General features: G+C 39.9%; 13 protein-coding genes and 2 pseudogenes. 13 read left to right on the forward strand and 2 right to left on the reverse strand.

From position 1 onward, the window contains the following. Window positions 1-29 precede the first annotated feature (29 nt). Window positions 30-364: pseudogene (locus RB151_RS24660) on the reverse strand (transposase); the annotation flags it as partial. A 1,108-nt stretch (window positions 365-1,472) separates the two neighbouring features. Between RB151_RS24660 and RB151_RS22385 the strand changes: the two are divergent. The 9 genes from RB151_RS22385 to RB151_RS23830 all read left to right on the forward strand — a co-directional run bounded on the left by RB151_RS22385 (window position 1,473) and on the right by RB151_RS23830 (window position 9,385). Then, window positions 1,473-1,790: a helix-turn-helix domain-containing protein gene (locus tag RB151_RS22385; protein ID WP_081363995.1), complete on the forward strand. Its 318-nt coding sequence runs from the start codon at window positions 1,473-1,475 to the stop codon at window positions 1,788-1,790. A gap of 235 nt (window positions 1,791-2,025) precedes the next feature. After that, the gene (locus RB151_RS22390; RefSeq protein WP_071548910.1) at window positions 2,026-2,586 is read left to right on the forward strand and encodes a fimbrial protein; all 561 of its coding nucleotides are present in this window, start codon (window positions 2,026-2,028) and stop codon (window positions 2,584-2,586) included. A 61-nt stretch (window positions 2,587-2,647) separates the two neighbouring features. Continuing rightward, window positions 2,648-3,364: a fimbrial biogenesis chaperone gene (locus RB151_RS22395; RefSeq protein WP_071548911.1), complete on the forward strand. Its 717-nt coding sequence runs from the start codon at window positions 2,648-2,650 to the stop codon at window positions 3,362-3,364. 166 nt (window positions 3,365-3,530) lie between these two features. After that, window positions 3,531-3,890 carry a hypothetical protein gene (locus RB151_RS23395; protein ID WP_158516039.1) on the forward strand — a complete coding sequence of 120 codons (360 nt, stop codon included), beginning with the start codon at window positions 3,531-3,533 and terminating at the stop codon, window positions 3,888-3,890. Between the two features lie 9 nt (window positions 3,891-3,899). Next, on the forward strand, window positions 3,900-4,661 hold the full coding sequence (locus tag RB151_RS22405) for a fimbrial biogenesis chaperone (protein ID WP_081363996.1): 762 nt from the start codon (window positions 3,900-3,902) through the stop codon (window positions 4,659-4,661). Continuing rightward, window positions 4,658-5,467 (forward strand): fimbrial biogenesis chaperone, encoded by an 810-nt coding sequence (locus tag RB151_RS22410; protein WP_237071599.1) that lies wholly within the window; start codon window positions 4,658-4,660, stop codon window positions 5,465-5,467. Before RB151_RS22405 ends, RB151_RS22410 begins: the two co-directional genes overlap by 4 nt. 31 nt (window positions 5,468-5,498) lie before the next feature. Then, on the forward strand, window positions 5,499-8,192 hold the full coding sequence (locus RB151_RS22415; RefSeq protein ID WP_071548913.1) for a fimbria/pilus outer membrane usher protein: 2,694 nt from the start codon (window positions 5,499-5,501) through the stop codon (window positions 8,190-8,192). A 33-nt stretch (window positions 8,193-8,225) separates the two neighbouring features. Beyond that, complete coding sequence (locus RB151_RS23825) at window positions 8,226-8,897, forward strand: hypothetical protein (RefSeq protein ID WP_237071602.1); 672 nt, start codon at window positions 8,226-8,228, stop codon at window positions 8,895-8,897. Then, entirely contained in the window at window positions 8,855-9,385 is a 531-nt protein-coding gene (locus RB151_RS23830; protein ID WP_237071604.1) for a hypothetical protein, read from the forward strand. Before RB151_RS23825 ends, RB151_RS23830 begins: the two co-directional genes overlap by 43 nt. 623 nt (window positions 9,386-10,008) lie before the next feature. On the opposite strand, the gene RB151_RS22430 is transcribed toward RB151_RS23830, so the two are convergent. Continuing rightward, window positions 10,009-10,803, reverse strand: coding sequence for a winged helix-turn-helix domain-containing protein (locus tag RB151_RS22430; RefSeq protein ID WP_071548915.1), 795 nt, complete (start codon window positions 10,801-10,803; stop codon window positions 10,009-10,011). Between the two features lie 1,411 nt (window positions 10,804-12,214). Here RB151_RS22430 and RB151_RS22435 point away from each other — a divergent pair. From RB151_RS22435 to RB151_RS22450, 4 genes and pseudogenes are all read left to right on the forward strand, one after another. Continuing rightward, complete coding sequence (locus tag RB151_RS22435) at window positions 12,215-12,940, forward strand: tyrosine-type recombinase/integrase (protein WP_071548916.1); 726 nt, start codon at window positions 12,215-12,217, stop codon at window positions 12,938-12,940. 455 nt (window positions 12,941-13,395) lie between these two features. Beyond that, on the forward strand, window positions 13,396-14,613 hold the full coding sequence (locus RB151_RS22440; protein ID WP_071548917.1) for an AAA family ATPase: 1,218 nt from the start codon (window positions 13,396-13,398) through the stop codon (window positions 14,611-14,613). Continuing rightward, a pseudogene (locus tag RB151_RS22445) lies at window positions 14,603-15,573 on the forward strand (ParB family protein). The gene RB151_RS22440 and the pseudogene RB151_RS22445 overlap by 11 nt, the downstream one beginning before the upstream one ends. A 235-nt stretch (window positions 15,574-15,808) precedes the next feature. Then, window positions 15,809-16,744 carry a RepA family replication protein gene (locus RB151_RS22450; RefSeq protein WP_081363997.1) on the forward strand — a complete coding sequence of 312 codons (936 nt, stop codon included), beginning with the start codon at window positions 15,809-15,811 and terminating at the stop codon, window positions 16,742-16,744. Window positions 16,745-17,422: the final 678 nt, after the last annotated feature.

The following is a 17,422-nucleotide window of genomic DNA, read 5'->3' on the forward strand; positions in this document are numbered from 1 at the left end:
TGGACGTCCCTCTGTGTAAGTTTTGCCATACTGTAGTGTTTTAGTTGAGAGGCTGAGATAGGGTGGAGTTTAAGGTAACGGTACCAAGTCGTATAATCGCGAATGTGTTCGGTTGCAGTTGAAAATAAGCGTCGCGAAGGAGGCGAATAACGATACTGCGCCAGACTTTTTCGGCGTCTTTCTTTTTAAAGAAAGTGGGTTTCCAGGTGTCTTATTCGGTGAGTCCTCCACGGGGAACTGATAAATGAATATGCGGATGTTGATTGAGTTGGCGACCGTAGGTATGCAGGGCGCAAAAGATACCGATTTCGAGTCCAAGGCGGCGTACATGCTTGAGCATGGCTCGGGTGGCGCAGCGAAAGAGTCGATAAATTTCAAATAGGAATTTACGATTAGATATAAACTTTGGTGATTGAAAAAGTTGAAATCGTAAGTTTCTGTTCAAATGCCTCCGCTAGTCCAACTAGTTTTAATCCTTATCTTGATAAAATTAAGTACTTAAAAATTCAGCCTTAATTATTCCAATTGTGTCTTTTACTGAAATATCTTGAGTTTTTGGGGAGCTTTCTTTTTCGCAAACCTCGCTCCATACAAAAAGGCGAATTCAGATCCCTCAGTTAAATATTTCAACTGAGGGGAACCAAACTTGTTTAATTCTCTATATCTATCATCATTCCAAAATAAATCAATAATCTATTGATATACAGGTATAAAATTAAAGTGTGATTTATTATAGCTGCGGATTTTATGTTGTAACTGGGAGCTGCACATAATCAAGATAAATTAAAATCCTACTTACAACGCATCGTAATTAGTTCCAAGCTATTCATTATTGATATGACAGCTTACCTTTTGGGGGGAGGAATTGAATTTCTTTTTCAACATGATAGCAAAGAGGTATGAGAAAGGGAGGGGGATTATTAACTATTAGTTAATGGGCTAGTGCGTTTGCCAATGATACAACATTGTCATGTTATCCAAATTAGTGGCTAAATTTATCTTTTAAAAATAAGCGTGAAATAGAGCATTGTTCTAATAGTATATGAATGTAGTTAATGGGAGTAAATTAAAATCACCGATTAGCCCCTTAAAGGGAGAGAAATTAAACTGACATTGTCAAAGAACAATAGGGATTAATGAAATGTATGTAATTTTGAATTTTACACATAATACTTTAATAAGGATACTCCATGCTCTTTGATGAGAATAAGCTATTTAAAAGGTATATAAGTGCACAGATTAAATATTCTTGAGATAGTCTTAATGTATTGATTTAATTGAATTAATATATTTATTGTATTAAATAAAATCTTATTTGATGTTAATTATCACAATTGGAAATTGTTTTTTGTTAGTATTTATACAACTTAGTATGTGTTTAAGAATAAGGCTTAAAATCTATTTTTAATAAATAGACATAAACTTATTTACTTTTTTAATATAGAGAAAAATGTAATCTATATGGGGTGTATATGAAAAACTATCTTACAGATAACGAATTAGATAAAATGGAGTTAATTATAGGTAGAGAAATATCGCACTTACGCAAGAAAAAGGGGCTGACAGGAGAGCAATTAGGCTTATTACTTGGTGTGTCTCAGCAGCAAGTATCTCGTTATGAACGTGCTGAAACTAAATTAGCGATAAGTATGTTATGCACCATTGTAAATCTCTTAGATATTTCATTACCAAATTTCTTTGAACGTATTTTTAGTAAGATGGAAAATGATAATCAATCATTCCATCAACATAGTGCGTTTAAATTAGAGTGTCATGATCTAATTTACTAATTAAATGGTGAAAATATACCATATAAATAAAATCATTTTTATTTTTGATGAATTAAATCTACGGCTGTTTTAGGCTTTATCATCTACATACATAAAAAATACACTTAACCTATGCTGTTGTTAAAACTCAGCATGTGTTTGTGTGGTTGACTTTATTGTCGCCAAATAATGATATTCCTGTTTACCAGGCAATTATCTAACTTAACAATAATATTGAATTAATTAAGGAAACACAATGCACAAGACGTTGCTAAAATTAACCCCTGCTGCACTTTTACTTATCGCGGTAGCAAATAATTCACATGCAGCTACCAATGCTGAGATCACAATTACCGGTAATGTTACGGCGGCGACTTGTGATGTCAGCCTATCTCGTACAACTTTAGACGTGGGCAACTATGCACCAAGCGATTTTACCGGTGTTGCTATTCCAATTCCAGCAAGCCAAGCTAAAGGTAAATTCACCGTGGGTATCGAAAATTGCCAAACACCTTTAGGCATTGGCGATACAGCTAATCTTATTGTCACGGGTCCAACACTAGCGGGGAATTCTAATATCTTTAACAACACAGGAACAAATACCGGAATTATGCTAAGCCTGTCATCGTCGCCTAACACTTACATCACCAGTGGCGAGAAGTTAACGGTAGCAACCGCTGGCGACCCTCCTGCTGCAGGTGACTTTAATGGTAAAACCTTATCATTAACTGCAGGCTTGGCCTCTACAAGCACTTTAGCTGGCATTGATATTGGTGCGGTTCGTGCGCCTATCCTGTTCAGCTTTAACTACAACTAATTTTCTAAATTATAGTTTGCGGGCTTTCATGCCCGCTTTTTAGCAGTTCAGGAGCGGTTGCATGACTCGTTTTATCTCACTCTTTTTTTTGATGTTTTATTGCACTGTGTTTTCGGTGAATGCCGAAAATGGCGGGTTTGGTATTAATGCAACGAGGTTGATATACCCACAAAGTGCTGACAGTATCAATGCGGGGCTACGTAATACGCATAGCACTCAACCCTATCTTGTGCAAGTTCGCATCAGCACTGCTCGGGATGGTTCGACATCAGCCCCGTTTTCGGTGAGACCGCCATTATTCCGCCTTGAGCCCAAAAGTGTTAATCAGGTGCGAATTCTATTACAAAACAATACATTGCCAGTAGACAGAGAGTCCGTCTTTTATTTTCACGCCAGTGCCATTCCGGCGAGTGTGCAATCCACATCCGGTGAACAGAAAGGGGGAATACACGCAACGGCTCAATTTGGCGTTGGGAACACGATTAAGTTGTTCTATCGGCCCACAAACCTCCCTTCAACATCAAAAGAGGCCCAGAAAAACCTACGTTTTTCGCGTACCAATGGTGGGATAAAAGTCATCAATTCATCGCCCTACCATGTCAGTTTTGCCAGCCTATCCGTAGGTAACATCAAAATTAAGCTCAATACCCCTGAAGAGTTGATGATTGCGCCTTTTGGTAGCCATGTGTACTCCGTTCCTCGGGCTAGCGGAGAAGTCCACTGGAAAACGATAAATGATGAAGGAGGCATTAATGCATACAGTTATACGTTACCTTAAAACGCTGGTGCTGAGTGCCTGGCTCATTGGGAGCGTGAGTCTCCCAGGACACGCGGTTATCCTCAACTTTTCCGCGTTCCTCACCTCGGGAACCTGTACGTTTAATTTGGATAAAAGCGCACTGAATTTACATGCCTCACTGCATGAATTTGCCCCCGCCACCCTCGTGGATACTCAACCTTTTGCGCTGAGTGTGACACAGTGCAGCGACACCGACAGTGCATTGACCCCCGTCGTGAACATTACCGGGGAAGGAAGTATGCGTGATGGACGTTGGCTATTTTTATCAACCGCATCAGAAGACAGCAATATCGGGATTATGCTCGTGAAAAGTGATGTTCTTCCCACTTACAGTTCAACGGAAATACAGAATAACGACGACATTACATTGGCACCACAAGGGGTCGATCCCGTTGACCAAACGATACAGTTTTACGCGGGAATGACTTGTGGCACGAGTGGTTGTTCAAACATTCAAAGCGGCTCGTTCAATGCGAGAGTGCTGTTTAGCTTAGCCTATCGATAAGGTTGGGGTATGCGCTTAATTCATCTAATTTTACCCCATAATGTGATAGCAATATTGAGGAAGATAATCCTCACGCAGAGCTTTTTTCTGCCAATCATATCAATATCCTATGGGTATTCAGAGGGGGGAATTAGCTTAGACCAGACTCGCGTGGTGTATTTGTCCACGAGCAAAGCACAAACGCTCACGGTCAATAATACGAGTCAACGGGCTTGGTTGATCCAAAGTCGGGTCCAAAGCGGCGAGAATACAAGTAAAGCCCCTTTTATCATTACGCCCCCGTTATTTACGTTACAGCCTGACAGCCAGCAGCTTCTCAGGATGATGAAAACCAATCATGCCTTACCGGAAGATCGGGAATCCCTCTTCTATTTATCGGTATTGGCCATCCCGGCCGCAAAGGCAAAAGAAGCGGACTCGTTACATGAAGGGGTCATCTCCGTGGGCATGAATTTTACGATAAAAATGTTTTATCGCCCCCGCATATTGTCTCAAGGGATTGAACAAGCCCCGTGTCAATTACGTTTCATTCAAACGCCAAAGGGGATTCATGTTGAAAATCCGACACCGTATTTTCAGACGTTTGGAAAACTGTTACTCAATGGCAATGCATTCAATTTAAATGAGGCTTCTTCGATGTTAGCGCCGTTTGGCCAGCATCAATATGACATTAACAAGGGAACGGTAAAGCAAATCCAATGGCAAACCATCAATGATTATGGCGGCTTATCCGAAATGTGTATACAAAACATGGGGGAGGAGAAAGCGTGAGTAAAAAGGCATTGGGGTACATGCTGCTGAATATGTTGATAGGGGTAGCGGTCATCATTTCACCGGGGATAACGTATGCGGCATCGGGTGCAGCTGAACGCATAGATATTTTGCCACCAACAAAAAAAGGAGGCATTTCATTCTATGTGCTTCGTGTTGTTTATACCGAGAAAGACAAAAATGGGGTTTCTTTAACCGCCTATAACTCGACACCCGAGACCTACTTATTTCAGTCTCGAATGTTACCGGTGGATTTAGCAACGGGTAACCCAGATATGTCGGCTGAAAGCGGGAGTCGTATTCCTTTTGTTGTGACGCCGCCTTTGTCCCGTTTAGAAGCGAATGGCGAACTGACGCTGCGTATCAGACGCAATGGTGAGTTTTTACCTAAAGATCGTGAATCTGTTTTCTTTATATCGATGAAAGCCATTCCATCACAACGTTCACCTGAAGAGCGTGAGCCGGATTCGCAGCACATGGTATTGACCGTGGTGAGCAATATTAAGTTATTTTATCGCCCGGAAGGCCTTCACCGACGCGCCATTGTTGATACCGATGTCTCGTCAAAATTAACCTTTCGACAAGAAGGGAACCAACTGATTGCTGAAAACCCAACCTCTTATTGGCTGACGTTTTCTCGACTGAAAGTCGGAGGAAAAGCGCTGGATAAAACACAGTTACGATTAATGGTACCGCCAAAAGGGAAGCAGTCATATTCCTTACCTGCGGGGACGGCAACGTCTGTCAGTTGGCAATTAATCGATGAAGATGGCTGGGATACGCCAGTCCAAGAACGCGCACTTTAGCTTTTCTTGAGAATACGCTGAGGAGAATGAAGTGAAGCCTTATGGAACGTTTGGAATTGTTAGGAATAAGCCAATTATGGTAATAAAAAACAGACAATCAGAAGCCATGTTGTTACCGATGGCCATGACGGCTATTGCTTTATTCGTCAGTCATCCATCCGCTATGGCCAAGGACTATTTTGATCCCGGGTTACTGTCGCTTAATGGGGACCAACTTGCGGCAGTAGACTTGAGTGACTTTGAAACGGCCGGTCAAATTCCGGCAGGAACGTATACCGTTGAGTTATTTGTTAACCAAGTCAATATGGGGCAACAAACCCTAGAATTTAAGGCGGATGGCAAGGGGCACGTGCAGCCTGAACTCACGCCGGATTTCTTGTCAGAGATGGGGGTCAACACACCGGCGTTGCCCTCTTTCGTTCCTTTACCTCGTACGGAGCCCGTAAAAGATCTTGCTGCGTTAATCCCTGATTCACACATTAAATTTGATTTCGCTCAGTTACGTCTGGACTTAAGTGTGCCCCAAATTGCGATGAAAGCGAACGCGCAAGGCAGTGTTGATCCCGCGATGTGGGATCCCGGCGTGCCAGCCGTATTGCTGAATTATAATGTCAATGGTGGTCGAAATTGGCAAAGCGCTCAACGTGGCATAGACAGCAGTACACAAACCAATTTATTCGGTCAAATCACGGGCGGTGCCAACTGGTTAGCTTGGCGTTTGCGTAGCACGATGAGCTACATGCGAAACACGCATAATTTAAGTGGATATGGCGAAAAAACGCATCAGCATACCGAATTTACTAACACGTATTTGCAGCGAGATATTGTCCCTTGGCGCGCTGAAATCATGGTCGGAGAAAGCAATACCGCCAATGACGTGTTTGATAGCGTATTATTTCGTGGCGCCAAACTGAATTCAAGTGAGGAGATGTTACCCAATAGCTTAAGAGGCTTTGCACCCGTTATTAGCGGTATTGCTCAAACGAATGCCCGAGTCACCATCAGCCAAAGTGGTAACGTGATATATCAGACGTATGTTGCGCCCGGCCCATTCCGAATTGAAGATCTCTTTCAATCCGGTGGGGGCGGTGACTTGACCGTGACTATCCATGAAAGCGATGGCACGGTGCGTACGCAAAATGTGGCCTATTCTTCCCTCCCCGTCATGCGTCGCCCTGGGAGTTTAAAATACGAGGTCACTGCGGGGCGCTACAATGGGGGGATAACCGAAGGATCACAGGAAGCGACGTTTGTTCAGGCAACCGGCATATACGGGTTACCGCATAATATTACCTTATACGGGGGAAGCTTAATTGCTAAAAATTACCTCTCGTTGGTGGCCGGTAGTGGTATCTCTCTTGGCGTATTTGGTGCACTGTCCGCGGATATCACCACCTCAAGTGCCAAGTTACAGGGCGATACGGGACGAAAGGCGGGCTCATCATACCGTATTCGTTATTCTAAAAGTTTGCTCGAAACGGGAACGTCGGTTGATTTGACCGCCTACCGTTATTCGACGCGTAATTACTACAGCTTTTCAGATTACAATAATTTGGGATTCCAATTACGAGAGGATCAGGTTCCCTGGGCGTTAGAGAGACAAAAATCGAGTTTTCAGATCCGCCTTAGCCAACAGTTAGAAAAATACGGTTCACTCTATTTATCTGCATCGCGAGATGACTATTGGGGCAATAATAAGGTCATGAACACCGTTTCTGCGGGATATAACGGCAACTATCGCGGTGTCAGTTATGGCGTCGCATACAGTATTGACCGGATAAAAGGGGACGGTCACTGGCCTGAAAACCGACAGATCATGATGAATGTCCAAATCCCCTTGAGCCTATTCAATCCTAAAATTGGGCAAAGTCAGGTTTATGCCAATTACCAGATGACGCACAACAATCGTGGCCAAGTGAGGCAACAAGCCGGAATTAGCGGAAATGCGCTGGATGACCGTTTGTCTTACAGTGTGATGCAAGGGTGGTCTAATGGCTCAGACAGTAATATGAGTACATTAAATGCCGGTTATCAAGGCACGCAAGGCATGGTCAATATGGGCTATTCCTACAGTAATGATAATCGCTCATTAAACCTCGGAGGAAATGGTGCGGTTGTTATACACCCTGAAGGGGTGACATTGAGTCGGATGCTCGGGAGTTCCGTCGCGGTGATTAGTGCACCCGGCGCGAGTGGGACGAATGTCATGAATGGTAATGTGCAAATCGACAAAAGAGGCTATGCCGTCGTTCCCTACTTGTCGAATTATCAAACAAACAACATTAGTTTAGATCCTTCGACGCTACCGGATGATGTCGATTTGACACAATCAAGCCTGAATGTTTATCCCACCAAAGGCGCGGTTGTGATGGCGAAATTTGAGACTAAAGTGGGGTATCAAGCCATGGTGACATTATTACAAAATAATACCCCAGTGCCTTTTGGTACGTTGGTGACCGTAGACACGAACGAGAAGAAAGACACCAATACGGGGATTGTGGGGGATGAGGGGCTGGTTTACCTCAGTGGATTACCTGAAAAAGGCGTATTGAAAGCCAAATGGGGAAAAGAAGCGAGTCAGCAATGTTTGGCTAACTTTGACTTAAGTCATATCGTGCTGACAGAAAATAACGCAATCCGCGCATTCACGGTGCAGTGTCACAATAACGACACCCATAACAACACGCTAAAAAAACGTAACCCGTTTTTATTAAAAAATGGGTGATAACGCATCATCCTCTTTGGCATGGACCAATGAATGATCCTTCTTGGAAAACTATTTATGAATACATTATTTAAAAAACACGTAGGTTATTTAGGCTTACAACTCGTGGGCTATTCACTGCTTTCCTTGGCTTTTTCACATACTTTACGTGCGGAGACGATCACAATCGGAAAGGGGACGGGCATTTTATGGGAGGGGATGGCGTTTAACGAGTCATTAGGACCTGCCCCACTTCAGTCTAGTTGGTTATTTCCAACGAATGGACTGCTGGCTATCACTGACGATATTTGGAACTGTATGAATTCCCCTATGTTGAAAAATATTGGGGGCTATATGGCTCTCCCATTGTCGGAGAAAGGGACAGGCCTTCCAACTGGCGTTGGGTTGATCCCCCGAGCCAATGTTAATGTTGTTTACTATCCTCGTGTTGGTGGGGCCCAAACTATTTCGGGGACCATTGGCTTGCCTGATACGATTGGTTTTTCTTCGATAATTAATGGAAACGTCACACCGGTATCGGATAAATCTTGGTGTTTATCTCCAAAAATGCAGTCAGAACAATTTTTTATTCAGCAGGCCAACCTCGTTTTGCAACTGCTTCAGGAACTTGGGTATTGGTTGCTGATGGTACTCAACGGTCAACAACTGCAAGGATCCCAACGATGTATTTTAGTAGTTACTCTTATACTGCCCTTGGTGATTTAAAAACCCCCATACTACCTGCCACAATCGATTTGCGTATCTCCACCTTAGAATGTACGGTTAGTACACTGACTTCCATTAATTTTGGTGCAGTCCGTCGCAATACAACGGCCAATTCAGAATTGGCGGTAAAACCGGTTCAATTGGTGACTACATGTGGGCAAGATTCTGACAGAATTAATGCCAATATTAATGTTCAGTTTCGTGCCATCAGTGGTCTCTATAATAGTAGTCCTTCTCGATTGTCTTTAAACCAAGGCGGGGGCTATATTACGGGGGAAATTAATAATGGCGTCACCGGGAGCGGAGCATGTGCTGCGACGACAGGCTTACTTTTTGATAATACACCTGCGAAAATAGGCAGTATTTCCAGTGCAGAAAGTAGCGTCACGTTAACTAACCAAATCATCTGGCGATTATGTTCAGGAGGATCTGATTTGCCCGTGGGGCCCGTCGATGCGGCAGCTGAATTATTGGTGACTTTTAATTAGGTATCAATGCATTGATTATCGAGTAAATAAAACGCGTCATGATATTTGTCATCAAAAATTGTCTACGTACTGAATACTGAGCTAACCAATAAACATAACGCCATCGGATTGATTATCTCGTTTGGCGTTATTTTATATCAAAAACTATTTATTATTCATACAATAAAGCACGGGGGTAATACCTTGCTGAATGATGTAGTCTCCGTTTTGTAGAGGAATAACGGAATAGACTATCTCAGATTGAGATTCAGTTAAGAATATGGGTAACATATGGATCAAATCCATATCCTGAAAAATTTCTTTTGGGATCAGCGAAATACTGTTTGATTCACTGTGAAAGGTATTTTGGGATTGGGTGTATGTGAACGGTTTAGATATTCTGATTTGAAGGTTATCTCCATTAGACTTTAAGTAATCTCCGACTAAAAGAGTCAGTCCCTTATTATTTTTGTGGGTGATCGACATTGATGAAAATAGGTGCATATCTCCAACAACCACATTATATTCTGCTGTGCAAGAAAATTCACGGATATAGGTTTTTTATTCGTAATGTATACCGTTAGAATTATAATTAATACTAAGAACAAAAAAGGAATAACTAACCATTTTTTCATGGGGATTACCTATTGATAATATACTGAAGTACAACGAAATCCTTCAAGTGATGGATCCTTCTTATTACAAGAAAAAAAATAAAAATCACTTGAAAAACGAGAAATAGTAATAAATCTATAGGGGTATTCATTACAGGAAACTGCATTGATACTATAGTTCAGTAAATTTTTATTTCTCTCACTCATGGTTATTTCATTATTTTTATTTAGGTAAATCTTACAATTCCCTTCATTTTTGTTAAATGCATAATTATCAAAAAAGTTAGAGTTTTTCTGAAATTCTGATTTTTTTATAAAATAAAATGAGACTAATAATACTAATAACAAAGCCAAAAGAATAATATTTAATAAAATAACTCCCCACTTACTCGGCTTACTACTTGTAATGGTTTTAACATTTTTTGTTTTTTCAGATACATCTGGCTTTTCATACTTTAAATTAATGTTTTTCTGGTCTTCTGTCGAAATAACAATAGAAATATTTTTATTAAAGTAAAAGCCTTTTCGTGGAACAGTGATAATATAATTTACTTCTTCATCAGAAACGTCTTTTAATCCACGTCTAACTAAAAGGATATTTTGATACAAAGTGTTAGGGGAAGGCTCTTGATTGGAACCTATCCAAGCTTTTGTATATAACTCCTTGTGAGTCACGAGTTCTTCATCACTGGCAAGAAGGATATCAAGACATCTGGCGCTAGGGCCATTAAGAATAACGGTTTTTTCTGGATGTGATACATTTTGTAGTTTGTTATTATCGGGATAGTAAACGATGTTATCATTTATTATTATAATTTTTTTCATAAAAACACCTTTATTTTCATACTAGAACACGCAGTTATTATAGCAACATATGATCGCTTAGACATCAAAAACATAGATAATTATCAGTAAAATAAAATGTTAAGTTTAATTGTAATGGGGAATTTTATTTACAATATGTATATAACACAAAGAAGGAAAGCTATAAAATAATTTAAAAATATTCTATAACCACTACTATAAATACTAATTTCTCTATACATATAGATAGCATGTTATAATTTTTATTATCAATTCTAAAAACTGTGACCAAAAAGGCATATCAACTGGTATCACATCTTTGAAGATAATGATGCAAAAAGATAATAAAATATTTTTATGCCTTATTTCCATGAATATGTGCTCTTTTTCTATACACCTAATTATCGATATAACATATTGATTATAATTATTTTTTTATTTTTGACTGAACTCGGATAGTTGACCACCCTGATATTAATAGTATCTTTTCTTATTTTATTTTTATGTAAAAAGATACCTTAGGACTAGGTAATAGTTGGCAGTACTATGTGTTTTCAAAGATAGCTCAAAAAACGAAGAACATAATGATTATACAAAGTCACTGCTCTACTCTCCTTATCAATTTATATCTGATATTTTGTGTTACAATGTATTGAAAATTAATATTTTCTATTTTTCGATTTAGTTGTTTTGCTATGGGGGTTAATTCATTTCATCGTTTTAAAAAAACTGATGGTGTAGTTGTGATTTTTTGAGAAGCTATTTTTTGCTATAGAAGGAACTAACTAGTTAGTCTTTACTCAGAATAGGTAGAAGCAAATATAACTAATGCTATTTAGGCTCTTTGTCTTTTTACTTCAGTCTCCCATGTTTAAAAGCAATATTGAATATTATTTCTTTATGGGGCTTTCTTGTTCAGATGAACTCTAGTTGAACACCGATCTTTTCCCTATTTTCACTAAAAATGATTGAATCAATCCAAAGTCACCTAAAAAGCGTTTTAAGCAGCTTTAGGTTTAACTTAATAAATCATATTACCAATATTAAAAAAAACTCTTAAAATCAATCCTGTGCAGCCTGTTTTTTGACCAATTCATCTTGTTTTTGCTATTGCGCTTTACCGTCATTCTCCGCAAATGAGGCATTTCGCTTATTTTCCCTTATTTAGTGTGATCGTGATGAAGATCTTCACTATATCTTGTTTATTTGAATGATTAATATTATCCGTGTTATGTAACTTATTGCGGTTTAAGGGAAAAAACGCAATAATACCTAAATTCAGCAGAGGTAAAAATCGGCCCTAAAAGGTGAAAGGATCCGATGGTCGTCATGCGCGAGTGCGCGATTTTTTGTTACCGCGTTATATTTAGTTTTAGCAAGTGATAATATTTAAAAGTAATTATTAGTATGGTGATTATTAAGGTGATGTATTATGTCTACTTTTTTTCCTGTCAATCCTGAAAGTGGTAAATCAATTTTACAGCGACAATCTCAAGCTCTCTTACAAAATGGTCATTTAGAGCGTGCACGACAATTACGAAATTTGGCGATAGCGGCTGAATTAGATTGCCCAAAATATTTACTGGCACCAGAAGTAAACCAGCTTTTGCAATTTATTCCCGATCTGCATCAGCGAACGCTGATTGATACGTTATGGAATACGGGAGCCCGTATTCATGAAGCGTTGGCATTAACCAAAGGGGATTTTTATCTCGATGAAGAAACCCCATTTGTGGTGTTGCGAACACTTAAGCAACGAGAAATACAGACAAAGTCGAAGGAAATTAGAGTCAAGGCGCGTCCTAAACGGATTGTTGCACTCTTCGATCCCCAGTATGTGCAATTGATGAAAAGTTACTTTGCGACGATGCGGCTGAAGAATCAAAGCCAGATTTGGCCAATCCAAAGTGATAATACAGTTCGAAATTGGTTACGTGCTGCAGTTGAACAAGCGGAAGCGAATAGGTTTTCGTTTGTTGTTAATCCCATTACCTGTAAAACTTTTCGGCATAGTTTTGCTATGCACCTCATTTTTAATGGCGTTCCTATGAAGGTGATACAAGCGTATCTTGGACATAAAAAATCAAGTTCAACTGATATTTACACGAAAATTTTCACCTTAGATTCAATGTTGCATTTTGATATTTCATTTCGCTAATGGGATTAAGTGTTCCCATTACTCTACCTGAATTATATTTCTTCCCCCTATATTTATTGAAAAATAGCAGGAAATTTACAGATAAAAGCGTTGATTATTTTCGAAATTGAATAAATTGCAATTTTATTCGTCTTTTTCTATTTGATAATGATATTCATTAATGCTTTTTTTAGTACAAAATGAGTAAAAATACTAATTAAGGATAGGGCTGTGTCATTAGTATATTTAATAAAATTTAATTCTCACACTTTTAATTTCATTTGGAATTTAGAATTTAAATTGGTGATTTCAGATTGAAATCTTATTTTTATTTTATTTAATATTCTTTAATATCATGGGTTTATGCTATTTTAAAGCTGTGGGGAAAAATAATTAGCAAAAGATTGTTTACAATACTAAGCTTATGTAGGATTATGCATCCTAATTAAGAATGCTGCATAAGGAGATAAACTGGTATGGTTAGAGCAAATAATCAGTTCAACAAAATTGCGAGTCGCTCTGTCAGATTATTGCAATCGTTGACTGAACAAGTTCAATCTCAAAAAGAGGAACTGAATGAAACCGCTTATTACCAAGTTTACTCTAAAGCAGCCGTCGCTAAATTGCCTAAGCTGACTCGCGCTAGCGTCGATTATGCTGTTAATGAAATGGAAAATGCGGGATACGTATTTGAGAAAAGGCAAGCAGGAACTGCATTAAAGTACGCGATGACAATCCAAAATATTGTCGATATTTATCATCATCGTGGTGTCCCTAAGTACCGTGATCGTTACCCTGATGCATTCACTTTTTTTGTTGGAAATTTGAAAGGGGGGGTCTCAAAAACGGTCAGTACAGTATCGTTGGCTCATGCATTGCGTACGCATCCTCATCTCATATTTGAAGATCTTAGGATTTTAGTAATAGATCTTGACCCTCAATCATCAGCTACTATGTTTTTAGATCATATGCAATCAATCGGCGTGGTTGATACTACTGCAGCTCAAGCTATGCTACAGAATGTGACTCGAGAAGAATTGCTAAATGAATTTGTTTTACCTTCAGTGATTCAAGGCGTTGATGTGATCCCTGCATCTATTGAAGATGCATTTATTGCCTCTCAATGGGAATTATTGTGTGCAGAGCATTTACCAGGTCATAATATCTATACTGTTCTGCGAGAGAATATTATCAATAAAGTTAAAAAAGATTATGATTTTATCTTTATTGATAGTGGGCCTCACCTTGATGCATTTTTATCAAATGCAATTGCTGCGGCAGATATTTTAATGACGCCAGTTCCGCCTGCTCAAGTGGATTTTCATTCAACACTAAAATATTTAACACGGCTACCAGAGTTAATTGAATTGATAGAATCTACGGGAGCTAATGTTAACTTGATCAGCAACATCGGTTTCATGTCTAAATTGGTGAATAAGACGGATCATAAACTGTGTCATAGTTTAGCTAAAGAAATTTTTGGGGGGGATATGCTCGATGTTGCTTTACCTCGACTTGATGGTTTTGAACGCTGTGGTGAGTCCTTTGATACCGTTATTTCTGCCAATCCTGCAACGTATATAGGAAGTTCAGAAGCGTTAAAGAGTGCAAAGATTGCAGCAGAAGATTTTTCTAAAGCTGTTTTTGACCGAGTAGAATTTCTACGTGTGGATAGAGGTTACTATGCAAACTAAAAGAAAAACTATCGGAAGAACGTTAAGTGCATCAACATTAACGCATTTAACAACAGACCAAAAACATTCACAACGCTTTGTACTTAAATCAGGCAAGTCAGCCATTTTTTATTTGACGGATATTCCAGCTGATGAATTAGCGGATAAAACGTTTGTTCGATTTCAAATGAATGGGCGTGACCAAAATGCGTTAACGCCAGAGTCACTTGTTGATATTACGCGTACAATTCGTCTGCAACAATTTTTCCCCGCGATTGGGCATCGAATAGATGGAAAAATAGAAATTTTGGATGGTTCAAGACGAAGAGCTGCAGCATTGCTGTGTAATGTTGGACTTTCGGTCTTAGTTACTGATATTGAAATCAGCAGTGATGATGCAAGACAATTGGCGATAGATATACAAACGGCTAAAGAGCATAACTTAAGAGAGATTGGGTTACGTTTATTAGAATTACGAGAAAATGGTATGTCACAAAAAGAAATCGCTCTTTTTGAAAACATGTCTGCAGCAAAAGTGACTCGGGCGATTCAAGCTGCTTCAGTACCCGATGATATTATTGCACTATTCCCTGTTCAATCTGAACTCGCCTACGGCGACTACAAATTATTACTGACAATTGAGCAGCTTATAGAATCAAAAGAACTCGTAAAACGGGATATTATTGATGAAGTTAATGAGAAGATTGCGCGATTAATCGATAACAAGAAAATCGCGTCAGATGAACTAAAAAAAGTCATATTAACAACATTAAAAAATATTACAGAGCAACTTGTATCTAAGAGTAAAAAAAGGAAACGACGGTAAAACCTCTTTGGGAATTTGAGGATAAGAATACCTATGCGAGGAAACGAGTAAAAGACCGCGGGTTCAGCTACGAATTTAATCGTATTCCCAAACAGGTACAAGATGAATTAGACCAATCTATTCAATCTATTATTAATGCATATTTTCAACAATGAAGGCAATGTAAGAAGATATGTAAAAAAGTGGAGTTGCCACGCTATAAGGTGGTTATTGGAGAGTTTTATCTCTAGAAAGTAAAACCCCCAAAATCTTCTCTATCTTGGCGGACTGAGGAAAGATTTTGAGGGCTCAACGTAATTCTGTCAGGAAAAGGTTAGCTTCCTGATAGGGAGTATAGAATTATGCAAAACAAAATTCAACTCCTTATGTGCTACATAAGCGCAAAAAAGGATGGATAATATAAAAAGGACGGTGATGACCAGTTCTATTGGTAAAATTCATCGACATTTTGCGCCAAGATTTTTAGGTCAATTACCGAAATTGGTGCCTGTGCGCCGCTTTGCGGCGGCGTTAAAGCGTCACGATTGGAACCGAAACCCCCATATTTATCAACTGCGATACAGTCGAAAGCAACGGATATCCGTGCGTTCAGAGCGTCGCGAAACCTTTGATGCGTTAGCAATGGCCATGATTGCCTATGCGGATTACAACCCTGAAAGTGATGCGCTCTTTGAAGTGATGTGTTCAGTGGAAAAATTGGCGGAGCTGTGTGGTCAGTTGTACCGTTATGACAGTGGTCGTAAAAGTTATGACCCCATACTCCATGCTTTGCGCGATTGGGAACAAGCTAACCTGATTATCATTGATCGCGATTTTGATATCGAGGCCAAACAATACAAAGCGATGCGGATTTGGATACGTCCGGAGTTTTTCCACGGTTTAGGTTTTTCCAAACTGGAACTGAGAGAGATTGTAAATCGTTTTAGCCGTTGGATGGAAAAACAAGGATTAAAGGAGAGCTATCAAAAGCGGTACGCAAAGCATGTATTGCGCCTCGCGCGTGCCAATGTCGCCTCCCTCGATAACAAACACAAACTCCGCAACTTGCTCAATAAACTTAAAACGTTGGTGATTGGGGAAGATGAAGCCCTGAAACAAGAGAAGAAACATTTAGCTAAAGCGCTGAAGGAAAAGAAAGCCTTAGCGCAAAGTACGCGTGCGCCTGAAAGTCCAGAGCATGCCGCATGGCGTCGTTTTGAAGCCTGGAAGGTGACACAGCCTATTGCGGCAGTCATGACCTTTGAGCGGCAAATGAAAGCCTTATACCCGAGTATCCAAGGACAGGCACTTTATCTGCATTACCTGGAACACTTGCCCGACGCCTAATTCCTCCCGTTAAATTTACCGCCTTGACTGGCGGTGGTTTCGTTCGCTCTAAATCTGGATAGCGTGTTTTTCGAACAAAAAATTCGTTATTTCAATCTCGCCATTCATCTCGATGATGACTGTGTGAACATTTTTGCTTGATACTTACTCGACTAACTTCGAACGCGTTTATTCTCTGCAGTTAACTTCGAATTGATTTCCTGTTTTAGCGTTAAATTCGTTTTTAGGTTCTGAACTAAACGTCCTTTTTAATAAAAGGAGTTGCGGCTCTGCTTTTTCAAGCCGCACACTTTAAAGAGATAGACCCAATAAAGCCTTCGCTTACAAGCCATAAATGGCTGTCGCTCAGATTACTGTGTCAACATCGTGCCATTGCCCCCGTAAAGCTGGCCGATGGCCACCTTAACGCGCAGCTACAGCCGTTCATCGAGGCATCGCCTCTCGCCCGTCTCACTGCGTTTTTCAAAGGGTCAAACAAGCAAAATAACGGTGTTAATATCAGTCGGCTCAATCAGGGCAGGGGGAGATTGGGGTATTAAACAGCACGTAACCGCTCACGCGGGTCTCGACGGCCCTAACCTTCATTGTCCCTCTGTCACCCTTTTTGCCGTCTACCGCCCTTTGGGCGAGTGATTTCGGTGTGAGGTTGAAGTGGAACTCAAAACACTGACGTTTTAA

The sequence above is a fragment of the Providencia rettgeri genome, assembly GCF_001874625.1.
Taxonomy (GTDB): Bacteria; Pseudomonadota; Gammaproteobacteria; order Enterobacterales; family Enterobacteriaceae; genus Providencia; species Providencia huashanensis.

Excerpts from the sequence above, each read along its gene's own strand:
- RB151_RS23825 (WP_237071602.1), top strand. The coding sequence starts at position 8,226 with ATGATCCTTCTTGGAAAACTATTTATGAATACATTATTTAAAAAACAC.
- RB151_RS22430 (WP_071548915.1), bottom strand. The coding sequence starts at position 10,803 with ATGAAAAAAATTATAATAATAAATGATAACATCGTTTACTATCCCGAT.
- RB151_RS22450 (WP_081363997.1), top strand. The coding sequence starts at position 15,809 with ATGGATAATATAAAAAGGACGGTGATGACCAGTTCTATTGGTAAAATT.
- RB151_RS22440 (WP_071548917.1), top strand. The coding sequence starts at position 13,396 with ATGGTTAGAGCAAATAATCAGTTCAACAAAATTGCGAGTCGCTCTGTC.
- RB151_RS23830 (WP_237071604.1), top strand. The coding sequence starts at position 8,855 with ATGTATTTTAGTAGTTACTCTTATACTGCCCTTGGTGATTTAAAAACC.
- RB151_RS22385 (WP_081363995.1), top strand. The coding sequence starts at position 1,473 with ATGAAAAACTATCTTACAGATAACGAATTAGATAAAATGGAGTTAATT.
- RB151_RS22405 (WP_081363996.1), top strand. The coding sequence starts at position 3,900 with ATGCGCTTAATTCATCTAATTTTACCCCATAATGTGATAGCAATATTG.
- RB151_RS22435 (WP_071548916.1), top strand. The coding sequence starts at position 12,215 with ATGTCTACTTTTTTTCCTGTCAATCCTGAAAGTGGTAAATCAATTTTA.
- RB151_RS22390 (WP_071548910.1), top strand. The coding sequence starts at position 2,026 with ATGCACAAGACGTTGCTAAAATTAACCCCTGCTGCACTTTTACTTATC.
- RB151_RS22395 (WP_071548911.1), top strand. The coding sequence starts at position 2,648 with ATGACTCGTTTTATCTCACTCTTTTTTTTGATGTTTTATTGCACTGTG.